Consider the following 15,753-nt stretch of genomic DNA (forward strand, 5'->3'; position numbering starts at 1 on the left):
AGAAGCACATACACTCAGCAGGCAGGTATAACGACGAGCCGGAGAACCAGAAGACCATGACCGCCCAAGCCACCACGACTCCCAGCGCCCAGACCCTTTCGCAGCTCAACGACCACTTCGGCCTCGCCGGTGTGCTCGCCTTCCGGGAGAAGGATGGACTTCTGTTCGCCGACATCACGACCCCCGCCGCGACCGGCAGCCTGTGCCTTCAGGGCGCGCATCTGCTCGCGTGGCAACCAGCGGGGCAGCAGCCGGTGATCTTCCTGAGCCAGAAATCGGATATGACGCCGGGTAAGCCGATTCGAGGCGGTGTGCCGCTCCTCTTCCCGTGGTTCGGACCACGGCACGATGGCAAGGAAGGGCCGATGCACGGATTCGCGCGCACGCAGAACTGGAATCTTCAGTTCGCTGCGCTGGCAGGGGAAGACCTGCACCTAACCTTTACGCAGGGTCCGACCGACCTCACCCGCTCGCTCGGCTTCGATCACTTTCGCCTCGCCTACGAGGTTGCGATCGGGCACACGTTGAAGCTCAAGCTGACGGTCGCCAACGATGGCGCCGAGCCCCTGCTCTTCGAGGAAGGAATGCACAGCTACTTCTGCGTGCAGGACGTTCACGAGATCACGATCACCGGACTTGATGGCACGACCTACATCGACAAGAAGGACGAGTTCAAGAAGAAGCCGCAGGTCGCCGGCCCCATGCACATCACCGCGCCGACCGATCGCGTCTATCTCGATACGACGTCTTCCCTGGTCATCCATGATCCGGCGGAGCGCCGAGAGATCACCATCGAAAAGGTGAACTCCGACACCACGGTGGTGTGGAACCCGTGGGGCGAGATGCCGGATATCCAGCCGAATGGATGGCACGAGTTCGTGTGCGTCGAGACGGTAAACGCGGGCGATCAGTCGATCTCGCTCGCGCCGGGCAAGACGCACACGATGGAGAGCCATGTCTCGGTCAAGAAGCTGACGGTTTAGGCGTCGGCGGGCTTGAGCGCCGCCAGGAGAGCGTCGTCGATGATGCCGGTCGGGGTGACGCCGATGGATGTCTGAAACGCCTTGACGGCGCTGGCGGTCCCTGGGCCGGCGACTCCGTCTATTCCATTCGGATTGAAGCCCTTGAACTGTAGATAGATCTGGGCGGCCCGCACGTTGAGATCAGGGAACGTGCCTGTCTGGAACTTCTGGTAGCAGGTGTTGAGCTTATCGTCGTAGTGGTTGATGGCGTAGTTCGGTCCGTTGTATCCGCGGGCGAAGGAAGCCCAGTCATGCGCGGCGAGGAATCTGTCGAGACGATTGGCGATGAGGAAGCTGACCATCGCGGCGAGATGAGCGTCCTCGGAGTTGGTCATCGCGGTTACCATGCTCGCCGCATCGTCGAAGCCTGCGGCTTTGTGGTTCGCGCCCATAATTTGACCCATTCCCCAGGAAGCGCTCTGGAGTGCGGCATCCTGGTTGAGGCCATACGCCTCCTGGAGGCGGAGGTACTGGTTCGCTCCGATCGCGCCGTAGCCGCCCTGTATCGGGTTGCTGATGCCTGGATGTGTGGCGTCGTACTGGTGGTTCGTCAGACGCGAGAAGTAATGCCGCTCGAAGAGGATCTGCGGCCGGCGATCGGGAAGGAAACCCGTCCCTTTGGTCTCGACCGAGAGTACGGCCCAGATCTCGGGTACCTGAACGTTCAACGTGGATGCTGCGGCAGCGAGACCATCTGAGGTCAACGCAAGACTTTGTCCCTGGAAGCTCATGATTGCTCCTGAAAGTTCTCTGTGTCGGGCCGGTGTGCTCTTCGTAGACTGCGGAAGAATAGCACTCTCTGACTACGTGGTAGTGCAAGATTCGGATCAAACGTTTCAGCAACTTATCTCTCTGGTAGAGTTCGAGTATTCCGTCCGGAACAGGCAGGGAGGACAGGGGCACGATGAGCCGACAGTATTTCTCGAACAACCCATCCCGCCCGTTCAGCGATGCCGTTCTGATCGATGGGCGGACGCTTTATCTCTCCGGACGCATCGGCCTTCTGCCCGAAGTCGACGCCGTGCCCGAGAGCGCGGATGATGAAGCGCATCTCGTTTTGCAGGATGTCCAGAGGATCCTCGGAGACGCCGGCATGGGCATGGAGCATCTTGTCTTCCTGCAGATCTTCAGCCCGGACGTATCGCTCTGGGGAGCGTTCAACGTGGTCTACCGCCAGTACTTCGACGGCCCGATGCCTCCGCGGTCGTTCCTTGGCTCCGGGCCCCTGTTATTCGGAGCTCGCTTCGAGGTACAGGGAATCGCGGTGAAAGACAGCGAGTCTGCGTCGTCCTGACGAGAGGGATACAGTGATGAGGATGACACGGAGGCAGATTGCGAAAGGGATGGGCATGGCGGCGCTCGGAAACCTGGCGGCTGCCCGGGTGACGGGCTCCGTCGTCGAATCGAACGCTCTTCCCGCCCGCTCGGAGTTCGCGACGGATCAGTATGAGACGTGCCTGAACAACGCGCGCTGGCACCCGTTGAGCCACGGGGCGAAGCAAGCGGTCATTGCTTACCTCGAGTACAAGCAGCGCGGCATCTGGAATCCGCCGGACGAGGTCTCGAATGCTCAGAAGGATGTGAAGGCCGCGTTCGCCGGATTGATCCATGCCGATCCTTCGGAGATCGCCTACGTGAACAGCACGACGGCAGCGGAGAACCTGTTCGTCGCGGCACTCGGGTTTCCCGGCGCTCAAGGAAACATCGTCACCGATGCGCTGCACTTCGAGGGCTCTCTCTATCTTTACGAAGCGCTCCGGCGACAAGGGGTCGATGTTCGCGTCGTGCGGCCGAAGGACTGGCAGGTCACAACGGAGGATCTTGCCGCTGTCGTCGACAAGAACACGCGCCTTGTGGCCGTCTCGAAGGTCTCGTATATCAATGGCTTCGAGCATGACATCAACGGCATCTGCGATCTTGCCCATACGCACGGTGCTCTTGTCTATGCCGACGCGGTGCAGGCGGCGGGAGCGATCCCGATCGACGTACGCGCCTGGGGCGTCGACGCCCTGGCGTGCGCGAGCTACAAGTGGCTGATGGGCGACATGGGGCTTGGCTTCCTTTATGTTCGGCAGGATGTCTTGCCGAAGCTGAAGCGGACTCAGTTCGGCTATCGCCAGCTTGGGACGTTCGACTACCACGTCTTTCCTTGGGACAAGCCTGGGCCGTACCCGATCGAGTACAAGGAGCATCCGGATACCGCAGGCATGTTCGAGATCGGCACCTACGACAATGCGACGGTCGCGGCGCTCAGCTACTCCATCCCAACCATCCAGCGGCTTGGCGTCGAACGCATCCAGGCGCATGCCCAGGCTCTTCTTGCTCCGCTCAAGAAGGAGCTGCCGCGGCTTGGCTACCCGTTGATTACGCCTGATGGAAGCCGGGCGTCGATGGCGAGCTTTCTGGTTTCCGACCACGAAAAGACCAAAGCCGCGCTGAAGAAGGCCAATGTCGACGTGTCGCTCGAGACCGGACGCATGCGCGTGTCGCCTTCAATCTACAACGACGAGAACGACATACAGAAGCTTCTGAACGCCTTATCGTGAACCTCGCGTTCCGTTTGCGCATCGAATCCACCATGCTCGTGCTCGCCTCCGCATCGCCTCGCCGCAAAGAACTGCTCACTCAGGCCGGACTTACCTTTACCGTGGAAGCCTCCGAGGTTCTGGAAGATCTTCTGCCTAAAGAAACGGCTGCTGACTATGTCTCGCGTCTGGCCGAAGAGAAGGCGCGGGCGGTCTTTGAGCGGCGCAAGTCCGCGGAAGATGATGGAGATCCGCTGATCGTGCTGGGTGCGGACACCTGCGTCCTATCCGAGGGAGAGATTCTAGGCAAGCCTCGCAATCGCGAGGAAGCGCGACGCATGCTCCAGGGCATCTCGGGGCGCACCCACCAGGTTTTGACAGGGATTGCGGCGGTCACGCGCGCGGGCGCGACCGTGGCGACTGAGATTTCGCAGGTGACCGTCGACCTTATCGATCCAGACGAGCTGGAGACGTATCTGGACACCGGTGAGCCGCTTGATAAGGCAGGCGCCTATGGAATTCAGGGCTATGCCGCGCGGTGGATTCCACGCATCGAGGGCTGCTACTTCAACGTGGTAGGCTTGCCGATCGCCCGGACCATGGATATCCTCGCCAAGGCGAATGCCAAACTCGCCACGCCGCCGCATGACCCGGCGGCGACGGTCGTCGTTCCGTAATCCGGGCTAGATGCCGGCAATCATCGCAGCGAGCAGGGCTGTCCTGAGAACCAGATGTTCGATGACTACGGACTCGTGCGAGGCATGGGCTCCGTCGCCCACAGCGCCCATGCCGTCGAGTGTCGGGATACCGAGCGCCGAGGTGAAATTGCCATCCGAACCGCCGCCCGTGGACGCCTCGTCGAGCACGAAGCCTAACTCAGCGGCGAATCCACGAGCTTTTTCGAACAGGGCCACCGCGCCGGGGGTGCGCTCCATCGGAGGGCGGTTGATGCCGCCGGTGATCTCCAACGTGCAGTGGGGGTCGGTGCAGCGGAGCGATTGGAAGAGAGCGTCGACTGCTGCGGCGTCGTCCATCGAGGCAATCCGGACGTCGACTTCGGCGTGGGCGTTCGCGGCGATGACGTTTGAACGTGTTCCACCCGAGATCACGCCACAATTGACGGTGCGCTTCTTTTCGAGATCCGTGAAACCCGAGATGGTTTCAACCAGCCGAGCCATCTCGCGGATAGCCGAATGACCACGTGCGAAGTCCACGCCCGCGTGCGCGGCGATGCCTGTGACGTGCAGATCGTATTGGCCGACTCCCTTGCGGGCTGTCTTGTAGGCTGGCCCCTGCGCGGGTTCCAGGACGAAGACGGCCTCTGATTCGAGCGCAAGCCGTTCGGTTATAGCGCGTGAAACGGGGCTGCCGACCTCTTCGTCAGGATTGAGCAAGAGCGTGATGGGACGGGTCTTATTGAGCGTCTTGAGGGCTTTCAGAGCGGTTAGCGCCATCATGATGCCGACCTTCATGTCGAGCACGCCGGGACCCCAGAAACGCCCTTCGGCTTCTCGCCAGGGCATGTTCGATAAAGTCCCGAGCGGCCATACCGTATCCAGGTGGCCGAGAAGAAGTATGGGCTTTCTGGCGTCCCGCAGCCCGAAACGGAGCTCCAGGGCATCGCCGTAGGAGCTTTGAGTGTGGTTGATTACGTAAGGCCGAAGCGGTTCAGCGAGATGGCGGACGAGCAACGCGGCTGCGTTGACGCCCGCCGGATCGTCGCTCGGCGACTCTACTTCCACGAGCTCACGAAGGCTCTGGTACATCCACGGCGCAAGGGCGGAGACGGCCCCAAGAATGGAGTGACTCATATCTCGATCGTATCGTATGGGGTAACTGCTCGGTAAACATCCCTAAGTAGAGGAAGGGAATAGCCTTAGCCGCGTGGATTCGTCGTCCGCAGCGATAACGCGGAGTGTGTCTAATCTGCAACACTGTACTTTATTCTCAGAAGGATAATCTGATACGCGATTGTGGAGTTGCTTCTTTGACGCTATCGGCTCACCTCGAGCAGACAATCCGAACAGAGGTCGAATTCAAGGGGATCGGCTTGCACAGCGGGGCTCCGGTGTCGATGAAGTTGATTCCTGCTGCGGCGGGATCCGGCATCGTTTTCCGGCGGACTGACCTTGATAACTTCGAAATTCCTGCAAACGGACGCAATGTCGCCAAGGTGAGCTATGCCACGAGCCTGATGCGGCAGAGCGTGCTGATTCAGACAACGGAGCATCTGCTTTCTGCGCTGATTGGATACGGGGTCGACAACGTCATTGTCGAGATTGATAACCTTGAAGTGCCTATCCTCGACGGGAGTGCGATGCCGTATGTGCTTGCTTTTCAGTCGGTTGGGTTGAAGCAGCAGAGGCGGCGGCGGGAGTATTTGAAGATTTTGAAGGAAGTGGAAGTTCGGGACGGGACGAAGTTCATCGGGGTCTATCCGGGCAGGGGATACGGGATCCGGTATACGATCGACTTTCCGGAACCCATTGGTTATGAGACATTTACGGGTGACTTGGCGACCGGGGATTACGCGGAATGGATTGCTCCGGCCAGGACGTTCGGGTTTAAAGAGGATGAGGCGATGCTGCGGAATATGGGGTTGATCCGTGGTGTTTCGGACGAGAGCGCGATCATCATCAGCCGGCAAGGTGTTGAAAATGGGCCACTTCGGTTTGAGGATGAGTTTGTGCGGCACAAGGTACTGGATTTGATCGGGGACTTGGCGCTGGCGGGGCGCCGGATCCAGGGTCTGGTGGTTGCCGAGAGGGCCGGGCATGCCATGCATACTGCTCTTGTACAACGACTTATGCGCGACCGTTCAGCCTGGGAACTGGCCCATGGGTATGATGAAATCGCCGAGACGGACAGGGTAGATTTCGCCGCGCAGGTCGTAAATGCGTAGGGTTTTTGTGGTGCAGCACGTGGGCCAATGTACGGTAAATGCGGTTAGCGGACGCGTTATTTGACGGTCGCCGCGATTGCGCTTGGATCGAATTTGGGTGACCGCGAGGGAGCGCTTCGAGAGGCTGTCCAGCGGGTCAGTGAGTTCGGGACCGTGACTGCCGTTTCGAGATTCTACGATACGGCCCCGGTGGGGTACCTGGATCAGCCTCGATTTCTGAATGGGGCGATGCTGCTCTCGACGGAGCTTCCGGCGCGGGAGCTCATGCGCGGTCTGCTCGCGATTGAGGGAGATATGGGGCGGAAGCGGGTGATCGCCAAGGGGCCCCGGGTGATCGACCTTGATCTGCTCCTATTCGGGGAGGAGGTAATTGCGTCGGAGCGGCTGGTGGTGCCGCATCCTTCTATGGGGGAGAGGCGGTTTGTTCTTGAGCCCCTGGCGGAGATTGCTGCTTCGATGGTGCATCCGGTCAGCGGGCTGACGGTGGAAGAGATGATGGCACTGGTTGAGTAGGGGTGCCGGCAACGACAAACACAGATTCCCTTCGGGAATGACAACCAAACAGGCAAGGGCTAGCTCGCGTAGAGGTTGGCTTCGAAGTGCTGGAGGGCGGCTTCGGACCAGGCGTGGGTGGCTTTCTGCCAGGTGTCGCCCTGTTCGGCTATGAAGTTGGGGAAGTCGAGGCGGCAGAAGCCCTGATGTCTGGCGAAGTCGAAGAGGGCCTGGGCGGTTCCGTCGAGGTAGAGCACGGCCTGCTGGCCGTCCTTCGACCACTCGACCGAGGCGATGCGCGGCGTTTCGGGATCGCGGAGGGCGCTGACGTTGTAGATCAGCATGGCGTCCATGATGGAGTGCTCCTGGGTCTCCTGGGAGCGGTCGCAGGCGTAGAAGTAACCGGCTACGCCTTCGTCCTCGAAGACGACGGTCCAGGGTACGGCGGTGGAGTTGACGGAGAGAAAGGCCTTGCCGGGGGTGAAGGAGAGCGACTGCATATATCTCTCCACGATACACTTGGGGGAATGCGGAGCAGTCGAATCAGTGGGGTAGCTGGGATCGGGATGCGTGTGTTTTGCCGCGTCTGTCAGGGTGGTTGTCAATGAGGCTTCCGCCGTTCCGGATGGGCAAGCCACAAAGGCTTGCGGCACTGATCCTCTTCCTGTTCCTCGGCGAATGCCTCTGGGTGATCGGGAATCAACGGCTGACGACGGTCGACTATCAGTACGCGGAGTGCGGGCGACAGATGTGGGAGAGGCCGTCGCCGCTTGCGGGTTACTTTACGACCTGCGGCAATATGCATGGGGATGGCACGCTCGCCTACCGGGCAGCGGGGCTTCCATTGACGCTGCAGCGGCTCGTGCTGCTGGGGGCGGATAAGCTGCGGAAGCCGGAGAACCGGCTTTATGTCGGCGGCACGCTCAACGGGACAACGTGGGAGGCGCGGCACCAGCTTGGCATGGTGATCTGGCTTCTGCACCTGCCGTTCGTCTTCTTCGCGATTTGGCTCGGCGCAGGGCTTTGGTGGGTGTCGCGCAGACTGTTCGGGAATGAGGGTGCGTTTTTTTCGCTTGGGCTGTATTGCTTCTGCCCGGAGGTGATCCGGTACGCGGTGCATCCGAATAATGAAGTGCTGGCGATGTGGGGTCTGTACGGGCTGGTGTACACGGCCATCGGGGTGGCGCATGCGATGCAGGGGCCGCGCCGGAAGTGGAAGCCGCGGATCGCGCTTCTGACGCTTGCGCTGGGGTTGACGACGGCGGCGCACCTGATCGCGGCGATGATCGGGTTTGTCGCGGCTGTGGTTCTGATGCTGTATCTGGCGGAGCGACGCCGGAGCTATGTGCTGCAGATCCTGATCTTTTCTGCGCTGGGAGCGATGCTGATCGTGCTTGCCTCGTTCGCGTTTCGGCTGGGGGCGTTCTCGTACGTGTTCACGGGTGGTGGAGGGCGTTTCTGGTTCTCGCTGGATGGTGTGAGGGGCTTCTTTACGACGTGGACGGACGCACCGATTACGGTCGCGGTCCTGGTTTCGCTTGTGTTGTGGGCCGGGGTGAAGCGTAGCCGGTACTTCGGCAACAGCGTTCCGCTGGTGATGGCGGCGGTGGTAAGTGTCATTGTGGGTTCGCAGGTCTCGACGGCTAGCTGGCTGTGGGCGCTGCCGTTCGGGCTTACGTTTGTGGGCGGGGTGTTTGCGGATGCTTTGGAGACGAAGTACCGGAAAATGTTTCTTGGGCTTGGTGGGAGTCTGCTGGCGGCGCAGGCGCTGGTTTGCCTGAGTACGCTTGTGGAGATTGCGCGATAACCGGCTGATCCGCTGTATTCTCTTAGGCATGATCGGTGACGCCGAGACCGCGGGTTTCCTGCTGCTGGTGAACCTCATGGTTTTGCTCTCTCGCCTCGCCGAGGATTGGCCTACCGACGGGACCAGGGACGTCGATTCGAAGCTTACGAAACTTGGCCTGGAGGCTCCGCCGCCGGATGTGCCCAAGTCATGGGTGGCGGAGTCAACGGCCGTCTCGCTCAAGACGAACTCGTTCGAAGAGTGGCACGAGAAGGTCCTCGATAAGATCGCGGTGCATTGGTGGTACTCGGATCTGGCAGGGGCGACGGGAAGGAATCCTGATGGCACCAATCGGCAGACCCTTATCCGTGAACTGAAGCCAAAAGATCTTCTCTACGTGCTGACCGGCCGCCTCAACCCGGGGAGCAGCGGCCGGATTCCGGTCTTTACAGAGCGTGGAGAGCAGGTCGGTTACCTGGTGGGAGACCAGGCTAAGAGAATTACAAAGTCGAGGTGGGGCTGGCGGCAGTTTGCATGTTGCGTTCGCAAGGTGCGGATCCCTGGGCCTGAGTCCAAGGATGCGGCCACTGTTTCGGTGCTGGTCTTTGAGCGCAACCCTTCCTTCGTGAACCGGCGGTAGGTGATGGCAAGGCTGCGGCGGCGCTGGGAGTGGGAGAAGGCGCGCTTCGCGAAGTATCCCGGGAACGCTTCGTGAAAGAGTGGGGCGGGCAGCATCCTACGGTGTACAGTCACAGCATTCGATAAAACAGGTGGGCAGGAATGATTCTCGGTCGTAGTGTGCGGGTTGGGGCGGTGACGGTTTGTGGGCTTGCTGTGCTGATGGCGGTGGACGGGTGCAAACGGCATCGCAAGACGCGGTCGAAGCCGAATACGGATGCTTATTCGCAGAAGATCGATCCGTTGGTGAAGTCGAACAAGCTGGCGTTTCTGAAGATCCCGGATATTGGTTCCTACCAGCCGCTGGTGCAGACTTTCTACGACGATCGAAATGAGGAGATCGCGTGGACGCGTGACGGCAAGCCGACGGATTCGGCGGTGGCGTTCACCAAGGCGTTCCAGGATGCGGCGAAGAAGGGGTTGAACCCTGAAGATTACGACGCGTCGCGGTGGGCAGCGCGTGTGCAGGCGCTGGGCAAAAATTCGGATGATGCCATCGCGGAGTATGACGTGGCGATGACGATCTCGGTGATGCGCTACATCTCCGACCTGCGGATTGGGCGGGTGAATCCGCAGCACTTCAACTTCGATATCAACGCGCAGGAGAAGAAGTATGACCTGCCGGAGTTCGTCTCAGATAACGCGGTTGACGGGGACGATGTGCCGAAGCTGATTGCGACGGTCGAGCCAGATAACGATCAGTACCGGGCGACCGAGAATGCGTTGGCGAAGTATCTCGAGCTGGCGAAGCAGCAGGAGACGGGTGGGGCGCAGGCGCTGCCGGATGTTCCGAAGGCTGTGAGCGTGGGTGGGTCGTATGCGGCGGCTGACGCGCTCGCGGCCCGGTTGAAGCTCGAAGGGGATCTGGAGGATGGCGGGGCTGCCGGCGGCGCGACGTTTACCAAGGAGCTTTCGGACGGCGTGAAGAACTACCAGATGCGGCATGGCATCACGCCGGATGGGAAGCTGAGTACGCAGACGATCGCGTCGATGAATGTGCCCCTCGCGCAAAGGGCGCTGCAGCTTTCGAGCTCACTGGAACGCTGGCGCTGGCTGCCGGGAGACTACATTAAGCCACGGTTAATGGTGAACCTGCCGGAGTTTGTGCTGCGCGGGTACGACCCGGATCACAAGCTCGACTTCACGATGAAGGTGGTGGTGGGGAAAGTCGTTGGGGAACATGAGACACCAGTGTTCACGCACATGATGAAGTACCTCATCTTCCGGCCGTACTGGAATGTGCCGATGAGCATCGTGAAGAAAGAGCTTGCGGCACATATCGAGGGAAACATTGGGTACCTGGCGGCGAAGAACTTCGAAGTGACCAACAATAAGGGCGAGGTGCAGACGGGTTACACGGCCAAGCAGGTCATCCAGGGTGGCGTGATGGTGCGGGAGAAGCCGGGGCCGAAGAACTCGCTTGGGCTGGTGAAGTTCATGTTCCCGAATGAGTACGACATCTATCTGCACTCGACACCAGCGACGGAGTTGTTCAATCGCACGCGGCGCGACTTCAGCCACGGGTGTGTGCGGGTGCAGAAGCCGGATGAGCTTGCGGCGTGGGTATTGCAGGGGCAGGGTGACTGGGATCTGGATAAGGTCCAGGACGCCATGAACAACGGCAAGGATAACAACCAGGTGAACCTGAAGACGCCTCTGCCGATCGTGATCTTCTACCTGACGGGGATCGTTGGCGAGGACGGCAAGGTGGACTTCTTCGACGACATCTACAAGTACGACGAGAAGATGCAGGAGATCCTGAAGAAGGGTCCGCCGTATCCGGAGTACAAGGAGCCGGTGAAGCCAAAGAACGGCGACACGGTTTAGCGATTTCCTATGGCCTCGCCGCGTTCGATTGCGTATTTTGTTTGCAGGCAATCGAGCGTGGAGGCGATGTGGAAGATCCTCGGGTAGACGCGTATATCAACAAGTCGGCCGAGTTCGCGAAGCCCATCCTGCGGCATCTGCGGAAGCTGGTTCATAAGGCGAATGGCGAGATCGAAGAGTCGATCAAGTGGTCGCGACCGTTCTTCCTCTATCGGGGCTCGTTGATTGGAAATATGTCCGCGTTCACGGCTCATTGCAGCTTTGGGGTGTGGGGTCCGTGGATGACGGGAGCGCTGCGCCTGGAGGGCATTACCGGCGATGGGGCAAGCGGTTCGGTGGGGCGGATTACTCGCCTTGAGGATCTGCCTTCGGATGCGGTGCTTACGGGACTGATTCGTGAGGCGATCAAGTCGCTTGAAGAGGGGAAGGCTTCTCCGAAGGCGGAGAAGAGGGTGCCGCGGAAGGCGGCGAAGGCGGAGCTCATGGTTCCCGAGGACTTTGCGAGCGCGCTGGCGAAGACCGGAGGGGCGACGGAGAACTTCTCGGGCATGGCGCAGAGCTGCCGGAAGGAGTACCTGGAGTGGATCACCGAGGCTAAGCGGGCGGAGACGCGGGGCAAGCGGATCGTGCAGGCGGTGACGTGGATCGCCGAAGGGAAGAAGCGGAATTGGAAGTACGAAAGCCGCTGAGGTTCCTGTTTTCGCAAGGCAAGGCGTGCGGGGGATTTCGGTGCTATTGGTCAGACCTGACGGAGCGATCTGGATCCGCTGAGTGCCGCAAGTGGCGCTTAATGGGATGATCGCGGGGGTTTGGACGGACCAATCGGCAAGGAAAAACAGTTTTCTGGTTGACATTTCTCGTTTGGCCTCGCTATATTCCGCTCCGCACTGAAGAGCTCTGTTTTTCAGAAGCGAACCCGAAGCGTGGGTCGCCCTAGAAGCTACGTGCATGGAGCAGGACTATGAAAAGCAACCGCGCACTCTCTATCCTTCGTCGCATGAGCCTCGGCTCTGCCGCACTGCTGGCCCCAGTGCTCGTCTCGTCCCCCATTTTGGTTCCAAGCGCGTATGCGCAGACGGCCGGCGCGGGCAATATCCAGGGAACCGTCACGGATCCGACTGGCGCCGTCATCCCGGGAGCGCAGGTCACCGCGACCGAAACGTCCACGCAAGTGGCTCACGTGGCTACGACCGATGCTGCCGGGGTGTACACCTTCCCGAACCTGGTCGTCGGAACGTACTCCATTACGGTGGTGGCCACCGGCTTCCAGACTTACAGCAGCACGGGCAACGTGCTCGAAGTCGGAAGCAGCATCTCGGTGAACGCCGGGATGACGGTGGGCACATCGGAACAGCGGGTTGAGGTTCATTCGGAAGGCCTGGCGCTGCAGACCGAGGACGTCTCGTTCAAACAGACGGTCGACTCACAGACGCTGACGGAGATGCCGCTGAATGGCCGGCAGATGACGGCTCTGATTACACTCTCGGGTGGATCGACCCCGGCGCCGGCCGGCGATTTTACGGGCAGCAAATACTCGTACCAGACAATCGCAGTTTCGGTCGCCGGTTCGGGCGGCAACACCACGCAGTGGAAGCTCGACGGTGGAGATAACAACGACTACATGGCGAATGGCAACCTGCCTTTCCCCTTCCCCGATGCGGTCAGCCAGTTTTCGGTGGAGTCCTCGGCGCTTGGCGCGGCGGAGGGAGAGCACTCAGGCGGTCTGGTCAACGTGGTCACGCGTTCCGGCACGAACAAGTTCCACGGCTCGGCGTTTGAGTTCCTTCGCAATAACTACCTGAACGCAACCGGCTTCTTCTCCACCTGCAAACCCGTTGCACCGGCGACGACCTGCAGCGCGAAGGATACGCTGCACCAGAACCAGTATGGCGGCACCTTCGGTGGCTATATCAAGAAGGACAAGCTCTTTGCCTTTGCCGGGTATCAACGGACGTCGAACAAACAGTCGCAGGCCGCTACCAGCGCCAATGTACCGTCGCAGGCTAACCTCGCGGGGGATTTCTCGGCGAGCGATCCGAGCGTTCAACTGGTGAATCCGCTGACCGGCGTGGCGCTGCCGGGTAACAAGATCAATCCCGCGCTGTTCAACCCACAGGCACTTGCGCTGGCGAAGTATCTGCCCACCACCACGGACCCGCTCGGTTTTGTCAGCTACCAGATTCCTCTCCAGATCGGTGACAACCAGTTCGTGACGCGTGTCGACTGGACCATCAACAACAAGAACAATCTCTACGCCCGCTACTTCATCGACGGTTATCAGGCGCCCGCCTTCTTCTCGCCGACGAATATCCTCATCACGACGCAGTCGGGTAACTCGCAGCGCGTTCAGAGCTTCACGCTTGGCGAGGACTATGCGCTCAGTGCGAAGACCGTCAATTCGGCACACATCACGGTTTCCCGTCGCCGCAACAATCGCGGTTATGCCGCAAGCGACATCAATGCAACGACACTCGGCGTCAATGCGTTCCAGGGTGTGCCGAACGGGCTCTATGTCGCGGTGGCGAACAAGTTCACCCTCGGCGGCGGAGGTAACTCGGTCTCGCACTTCAACGATAACTTCCTGGCCTTCGAAGAACTCGTGACCATGCTGCGCGGCAAGCACCAGATCGTCATCGGTGGCGAGATCGTGCATAACCAACTCAACATCTCTAATGCCTATAACTCGAACGGTATTTTCACCTTCGGGGGCAGCTTGAACTACAGCGTCAATGGTCCCAACGGTGGAACCAAGACCGGCGCCGATAACAACCTCGACTTCCTGATGGGAGCGATGAACTCCTTCGAGCAGAGCAAATTCCAAGGGAACGCCCTGCGCGGAAATATCCCCAGCATCTACGTGCAGGACACCTTCCATGCCACCAAGCAACTGACCATCGTTGCCGGCCTGCGCTGGGCTCCGGAGTTCATGCCTGTTGACTTCTTCAACCGCGGCACCATCTTCGACCTTGCCTCGTTTATAGCGGGCAAGACCAGCAGTGTTTATCCCAGCGCTCCGGCCGGAACGTTCTACTACGGCGATCCTGGCGTGTCTCGCCAGTTCACCCAGAACTCGCCCTGGCAGTTCACGCCGAACCTTGGCCTTGCCTATGACCTTACCGGCGACGGCAAGACGGTTGTCCGCGCGGGCGCCACCTATATCTACGACGAGGTGAACTACTTCACCGGTCAACGCAACCAGCAGAACCCACCCTTTGCCACGGACATCAAGCAGCAGCCAACCGCGAACTCGGGACCAATCAGCTTCACAAATCCCTGGTCGGCCGGTACGTCGACGTCCAATCCGTTCCCGCAACCCGCGATCCCCATGCCTGCGAGCGCGCAGTTCTTCGCGCAGTCGCAGTACATCGTGCTGCCCGTGAAATATCATCCTTCGGCCACGATGCAGTGGACGGCAAGCGTGCAGCACGGGTTCAGCCACGGCTGGCAGTTGCAGGTGGACTACGTCGGGAACAAGACAAGTCACATTCCCCTGGGTCTTCCGATCAGCCCTGCGGTGTACGTCCCTGGCGTATGGGGGGCGAACAACACGGGATGCGCGGGTGTCGTGACCACCGGACCCGCGGGGAAGAACGGCGTGGCCGGACAGCCCTGCTCGACGACCGCGAACTCGGCGCAGCGTTACCTGCTCACGCAACTCAACCCACTCCAGGGCAACCAGTATGCAGGCGGAAACCAGTCGGCGCTCGTCGGGGACAAGGGAACGGGTAACTACAACGGACTCATCACGACAGTGCAGCACCGGCTCTCGTCGACCTTCAGCCTTCTCTTCAACCACACCTACTCGAAGTGCCTGAACAACGCCGATGCCAACGGCGATCTCGCCGGTTCCTCTGTCGAGAACCCGAACAACCCCGCTCTGGACTATGGCCCGTGCGGTGCGGACTTTCGCCACGTCGAGAACCTCGTGCTGATCGTACGCAGCAACTTTAACCTTGGGAATCGCTATGCCAAGCTTGCGATCAACAACTGGGAGTTTGCTCCGTTGACCCACATCATCAGCGGTGCGCCCTTCAACGTCACGTCCGGTACCGATGTTTCCCTTACTGCAGTCACGCTCGATCGCCCGAACCTTGTGCCCGGTGCCAAGCCCTATACCCGCACCGTCATCCGCTCCGGCTCGGGCGGGGCAAACCGCAACTATCTCAACCCGCTTGCCTTCTGCCCGAGCGCACTCAACGCGAACTGCGCCCAGGGGCCGGCCGCCGGCACCTTCGGGAACATCGGCCGCAACGCCTTCCGCGGACCGACGAACTATCAGTTCGATGCGCAGATCTCTCGCGTCTTCCCTATCCATGAGAGCCTCAATGCGACGTTCCGTCTTGAAGCCTTCAACGTCCTCAATCACCCCAACCTCGGCAATCCCACGAGCAGCACGGCGTCGACGACCTTCGGACAGACCTCGACTCTTGCCAGCGGCTCTAACCCACGTCTCTTTCAGGCTTCAGTGAAGATTGCCTTCTGATGAAACTTTTCACCTTCTCCTCTAGTACCCAAGAGGAG

Annotated in this window: 14 protein-coding genes; 11 read left to right on the forward strand and 3 right to left on the reverse strand. The window is 60.3% G+C overall.

The features are described from left to right. The first annotated feature begins 56 nt into the window (after positions 1 to 56). Positions 57 to 983 (forward strand): D-hexose-6-phosphate mutarotase, encoded by a 927-nt coding sequence (locus GRAN_RS08875; RefSeq protein ID WP_128912536.1) that lies wholly within the window; start codon positions 57 to 59, stop codon positions 981 to 983. Here GRAN_RS08875 and GRAN_RS08880 read toward each other — a convergent pair. Further along, complete coding sequence (locus GRAN_RS08880) at positions 980 to 1,753, reverse strand: N-acetylmuramidase domain-containing protein (protein WP_192897984.1); 774 nt, start codon at positions 1,751 to 1,753, stop codon at positions 980 to 982. The two genes, GRAN_RS08875 and GRAN_RS08880, sit on opposite strands and share 4 nt — an antisense overlap. A 173-nt stretch (positions 1,754 to 1,926) precedes the next feature. Here GRAN_RS08880 and GRAN_RS08885 point away from each other — a divergent pair, with 173 nt between their 5' ends. The 3 genes from GRAN_RS08885 to GRAN_RS08895 are packed head-to-tail and all read left to right on the forward strand — an operon-like array spanning position 1,927 to position 4,224. Then, positions 1,927 to 2,316: a RidA family protein gene (locus GRAN_RS08885; RefSeq protein WP_128912538.1), complete on the forward strand. Its 390-nt coding sequence runs from the start codon at positions 1,927 to 1,929 to the stop codon at positions 2,314 to 2,316. A gap of 16 nt (positions 2,317 to 2,332) precedes the next feature. Next, positions 2,333 to 3,568 (forward strand): aminotransferase class V-fold PLP-dependent enzyme, encoded by a 1,236-nt coding sequence (locus tag GRAN_RS08890; protein ID WP_128912539.1) that lies wholly within the window; start codon positions 2,333 to 2,335, stop codon positions 3,566 to 3,568. Continuing rightward, positions 3,565 to 4,224, forward strand: coding sequence for a Maf family protein (locus GRAN_RS08895; RefSeq protein ID WP_241654418.1), 660 nt, complete (start codon positions 3,565 to 3,567; stop codon positions 4,222 to 4,224). The genes GRAN_RS08890 and GRAN_RS08895 overlap by 4 nt, the downstream gene beginning before the upstream one ends. A 6-nt stretch (positions 4,225 to 4,230) precedes the next feature. Here GRAN_RS08895 and GRAN_RS08900 read toward each other — a convergent pair whose 3' ends face one another. After that, positions 4,231 to 5,358: a M20 family metallopeptidase gene (locus tag GRAN_RS08900; protein WP_241654419.1), complete on the reverse strand. Its 1,128-nt coding sequence runs from the start codon at positions 5,356 to 5,358 to the stop codon at positions 4,231 to 4,233. 176 nt (positions 5,359 to 5,534) lie between these two features. Between GRAN_RS08900 and lpxC the strand changes: the two genes are divergently transcribed. Both lpxC and folK read left to right on the forward strand, forming a co-directional pair. After that, positions 5,535 to 6,449, forward strand: a complete 915-nt coding sequence (gene lpxC, locus GRAN_RS08905) for a UDP-3-O-acyl-N-acetylglucosamine deacetylase (RefSeq protein WP_128912540.1) — start codon at positions 5,535 to 5,537, stop codon at positions 6,447 to 6,449. Positions 6,450 to 6,509: 60 nt separating this feature from the next. Continuing rightward, complete coding sequence (gene folK / locus GRAN_RS08910) at positions 6,510 to 6,962, forward strand: 2-amino-4-hydroxy-6-hydroxymethyldihydropteridine diphosphokinase (protein ID WP_128912541.1); 453 nt, start codon at positions 6,510 to 6,512, stop codon at positions 6,960 to 6,962. A 59-nt stretch (positions 6,963 to 7,021) separates the two neighbouring features. On the opposite strand, the gene GRAN_RS08915 is transcribed toward folK, so the two are convergent. Continuing rightward, positions 7,022 to 7,441: a DUF2251 domain-containing protein gene (locus GRAN_RS08915; protein WP_128912542.1), complete on the reverse strand. Its 420-nt coding sequence runs from the start codon at positions 7,439 to 7,441 to the stop codon at positions 7,022 to 7,024. A 104-nt stretch (positions 7,442 to 7,545) separates the two neighbouring features. Here GRAN_RS08915 and GRAN_RS08920 point away from each other — a divergent pair, with 104 nt between their 5' ends. The 5 genes from GRAN_RS08920 (at position 7,546) to GRAN_RS08940 (ending at position 15,715) form a co-directional block, all read left to right on the forward strand. Continuing rightward, positions 7,546 to 8,748 carry a hypothetical protein gene (locus GRAN_RS08920; protein ID WP_128912543.1) on the forward strand — a complete coding sequence of 401 codons (1,203 nt, stop codon included), beginning with the start codon at positions 7,546 to 7,548 and terminating at the stop codon, positions 8,746 to 8,748. After that, positions 8,729 to 9,367 (forward strand): hypothetical protein, encoded by a 639-nt coding sequence (locus GRAN_RS08925; RefSeq protein WP_128912544.1) that lies wholly within the window; start codon positions 8,729 to 8,731, stop codon positions 9,365 to 9,367. Before GRAN_RS08920 ends, GRAN_RS08925 begins: the two co-directional genes overlap by 20 nt. Before the next feature lie 140 nt (positions 9,368 to 9,507). Next, on the forward strand, positions 9,508 to 11,232 hold the full coding sequence (locus GRAN_RS08930; protein WP_128912545.1) for a L,D-transpeptidase family protein: 1,725 nt from the start codon (positions 9,508 to 9,510) through the stop codon (positions 11,230 to 11,232). A 68-nt stretch (positions 11,233 to 11,300) separates the two neighbouring features. Next, positions 11,301 to 11,921 (forward strand): YdeI/OmpD-associated family protein, encoded by a 621-nt coding sequence (locus GRAN_RS08935; protein WP_128912546.1) that lies wholly within the window; start codon positions 11,301 to 11,303, stop codon positions 11,919 to 11,921. Positions 11,922 to 12,193: 272 nt separating this feature from the next. Further along, a complete protein-coding gene (locus GRAN_RS08940) occupies positions 12,194 to 15,715 on the forward strand; it encodes a carboxypeptidase-like regulatory domain-containing protein (protein ID WP_241654420.1) in 3,522 nt (1,173 codons plus the stop codon). Positions 15,716 to 15,753 lie beyond the last annotated feature (38 nt).

It is taken from the genome of Granulicella sibirica, from assembly GCF_004115155.1.
Classification (GTDB): domain Bacteria; phylum Acidobacteriota; class Terriglobia; order Terriglobales; family Acidobacteriaceae; genus Edaphobacter; species Edaphobacter sibiricus.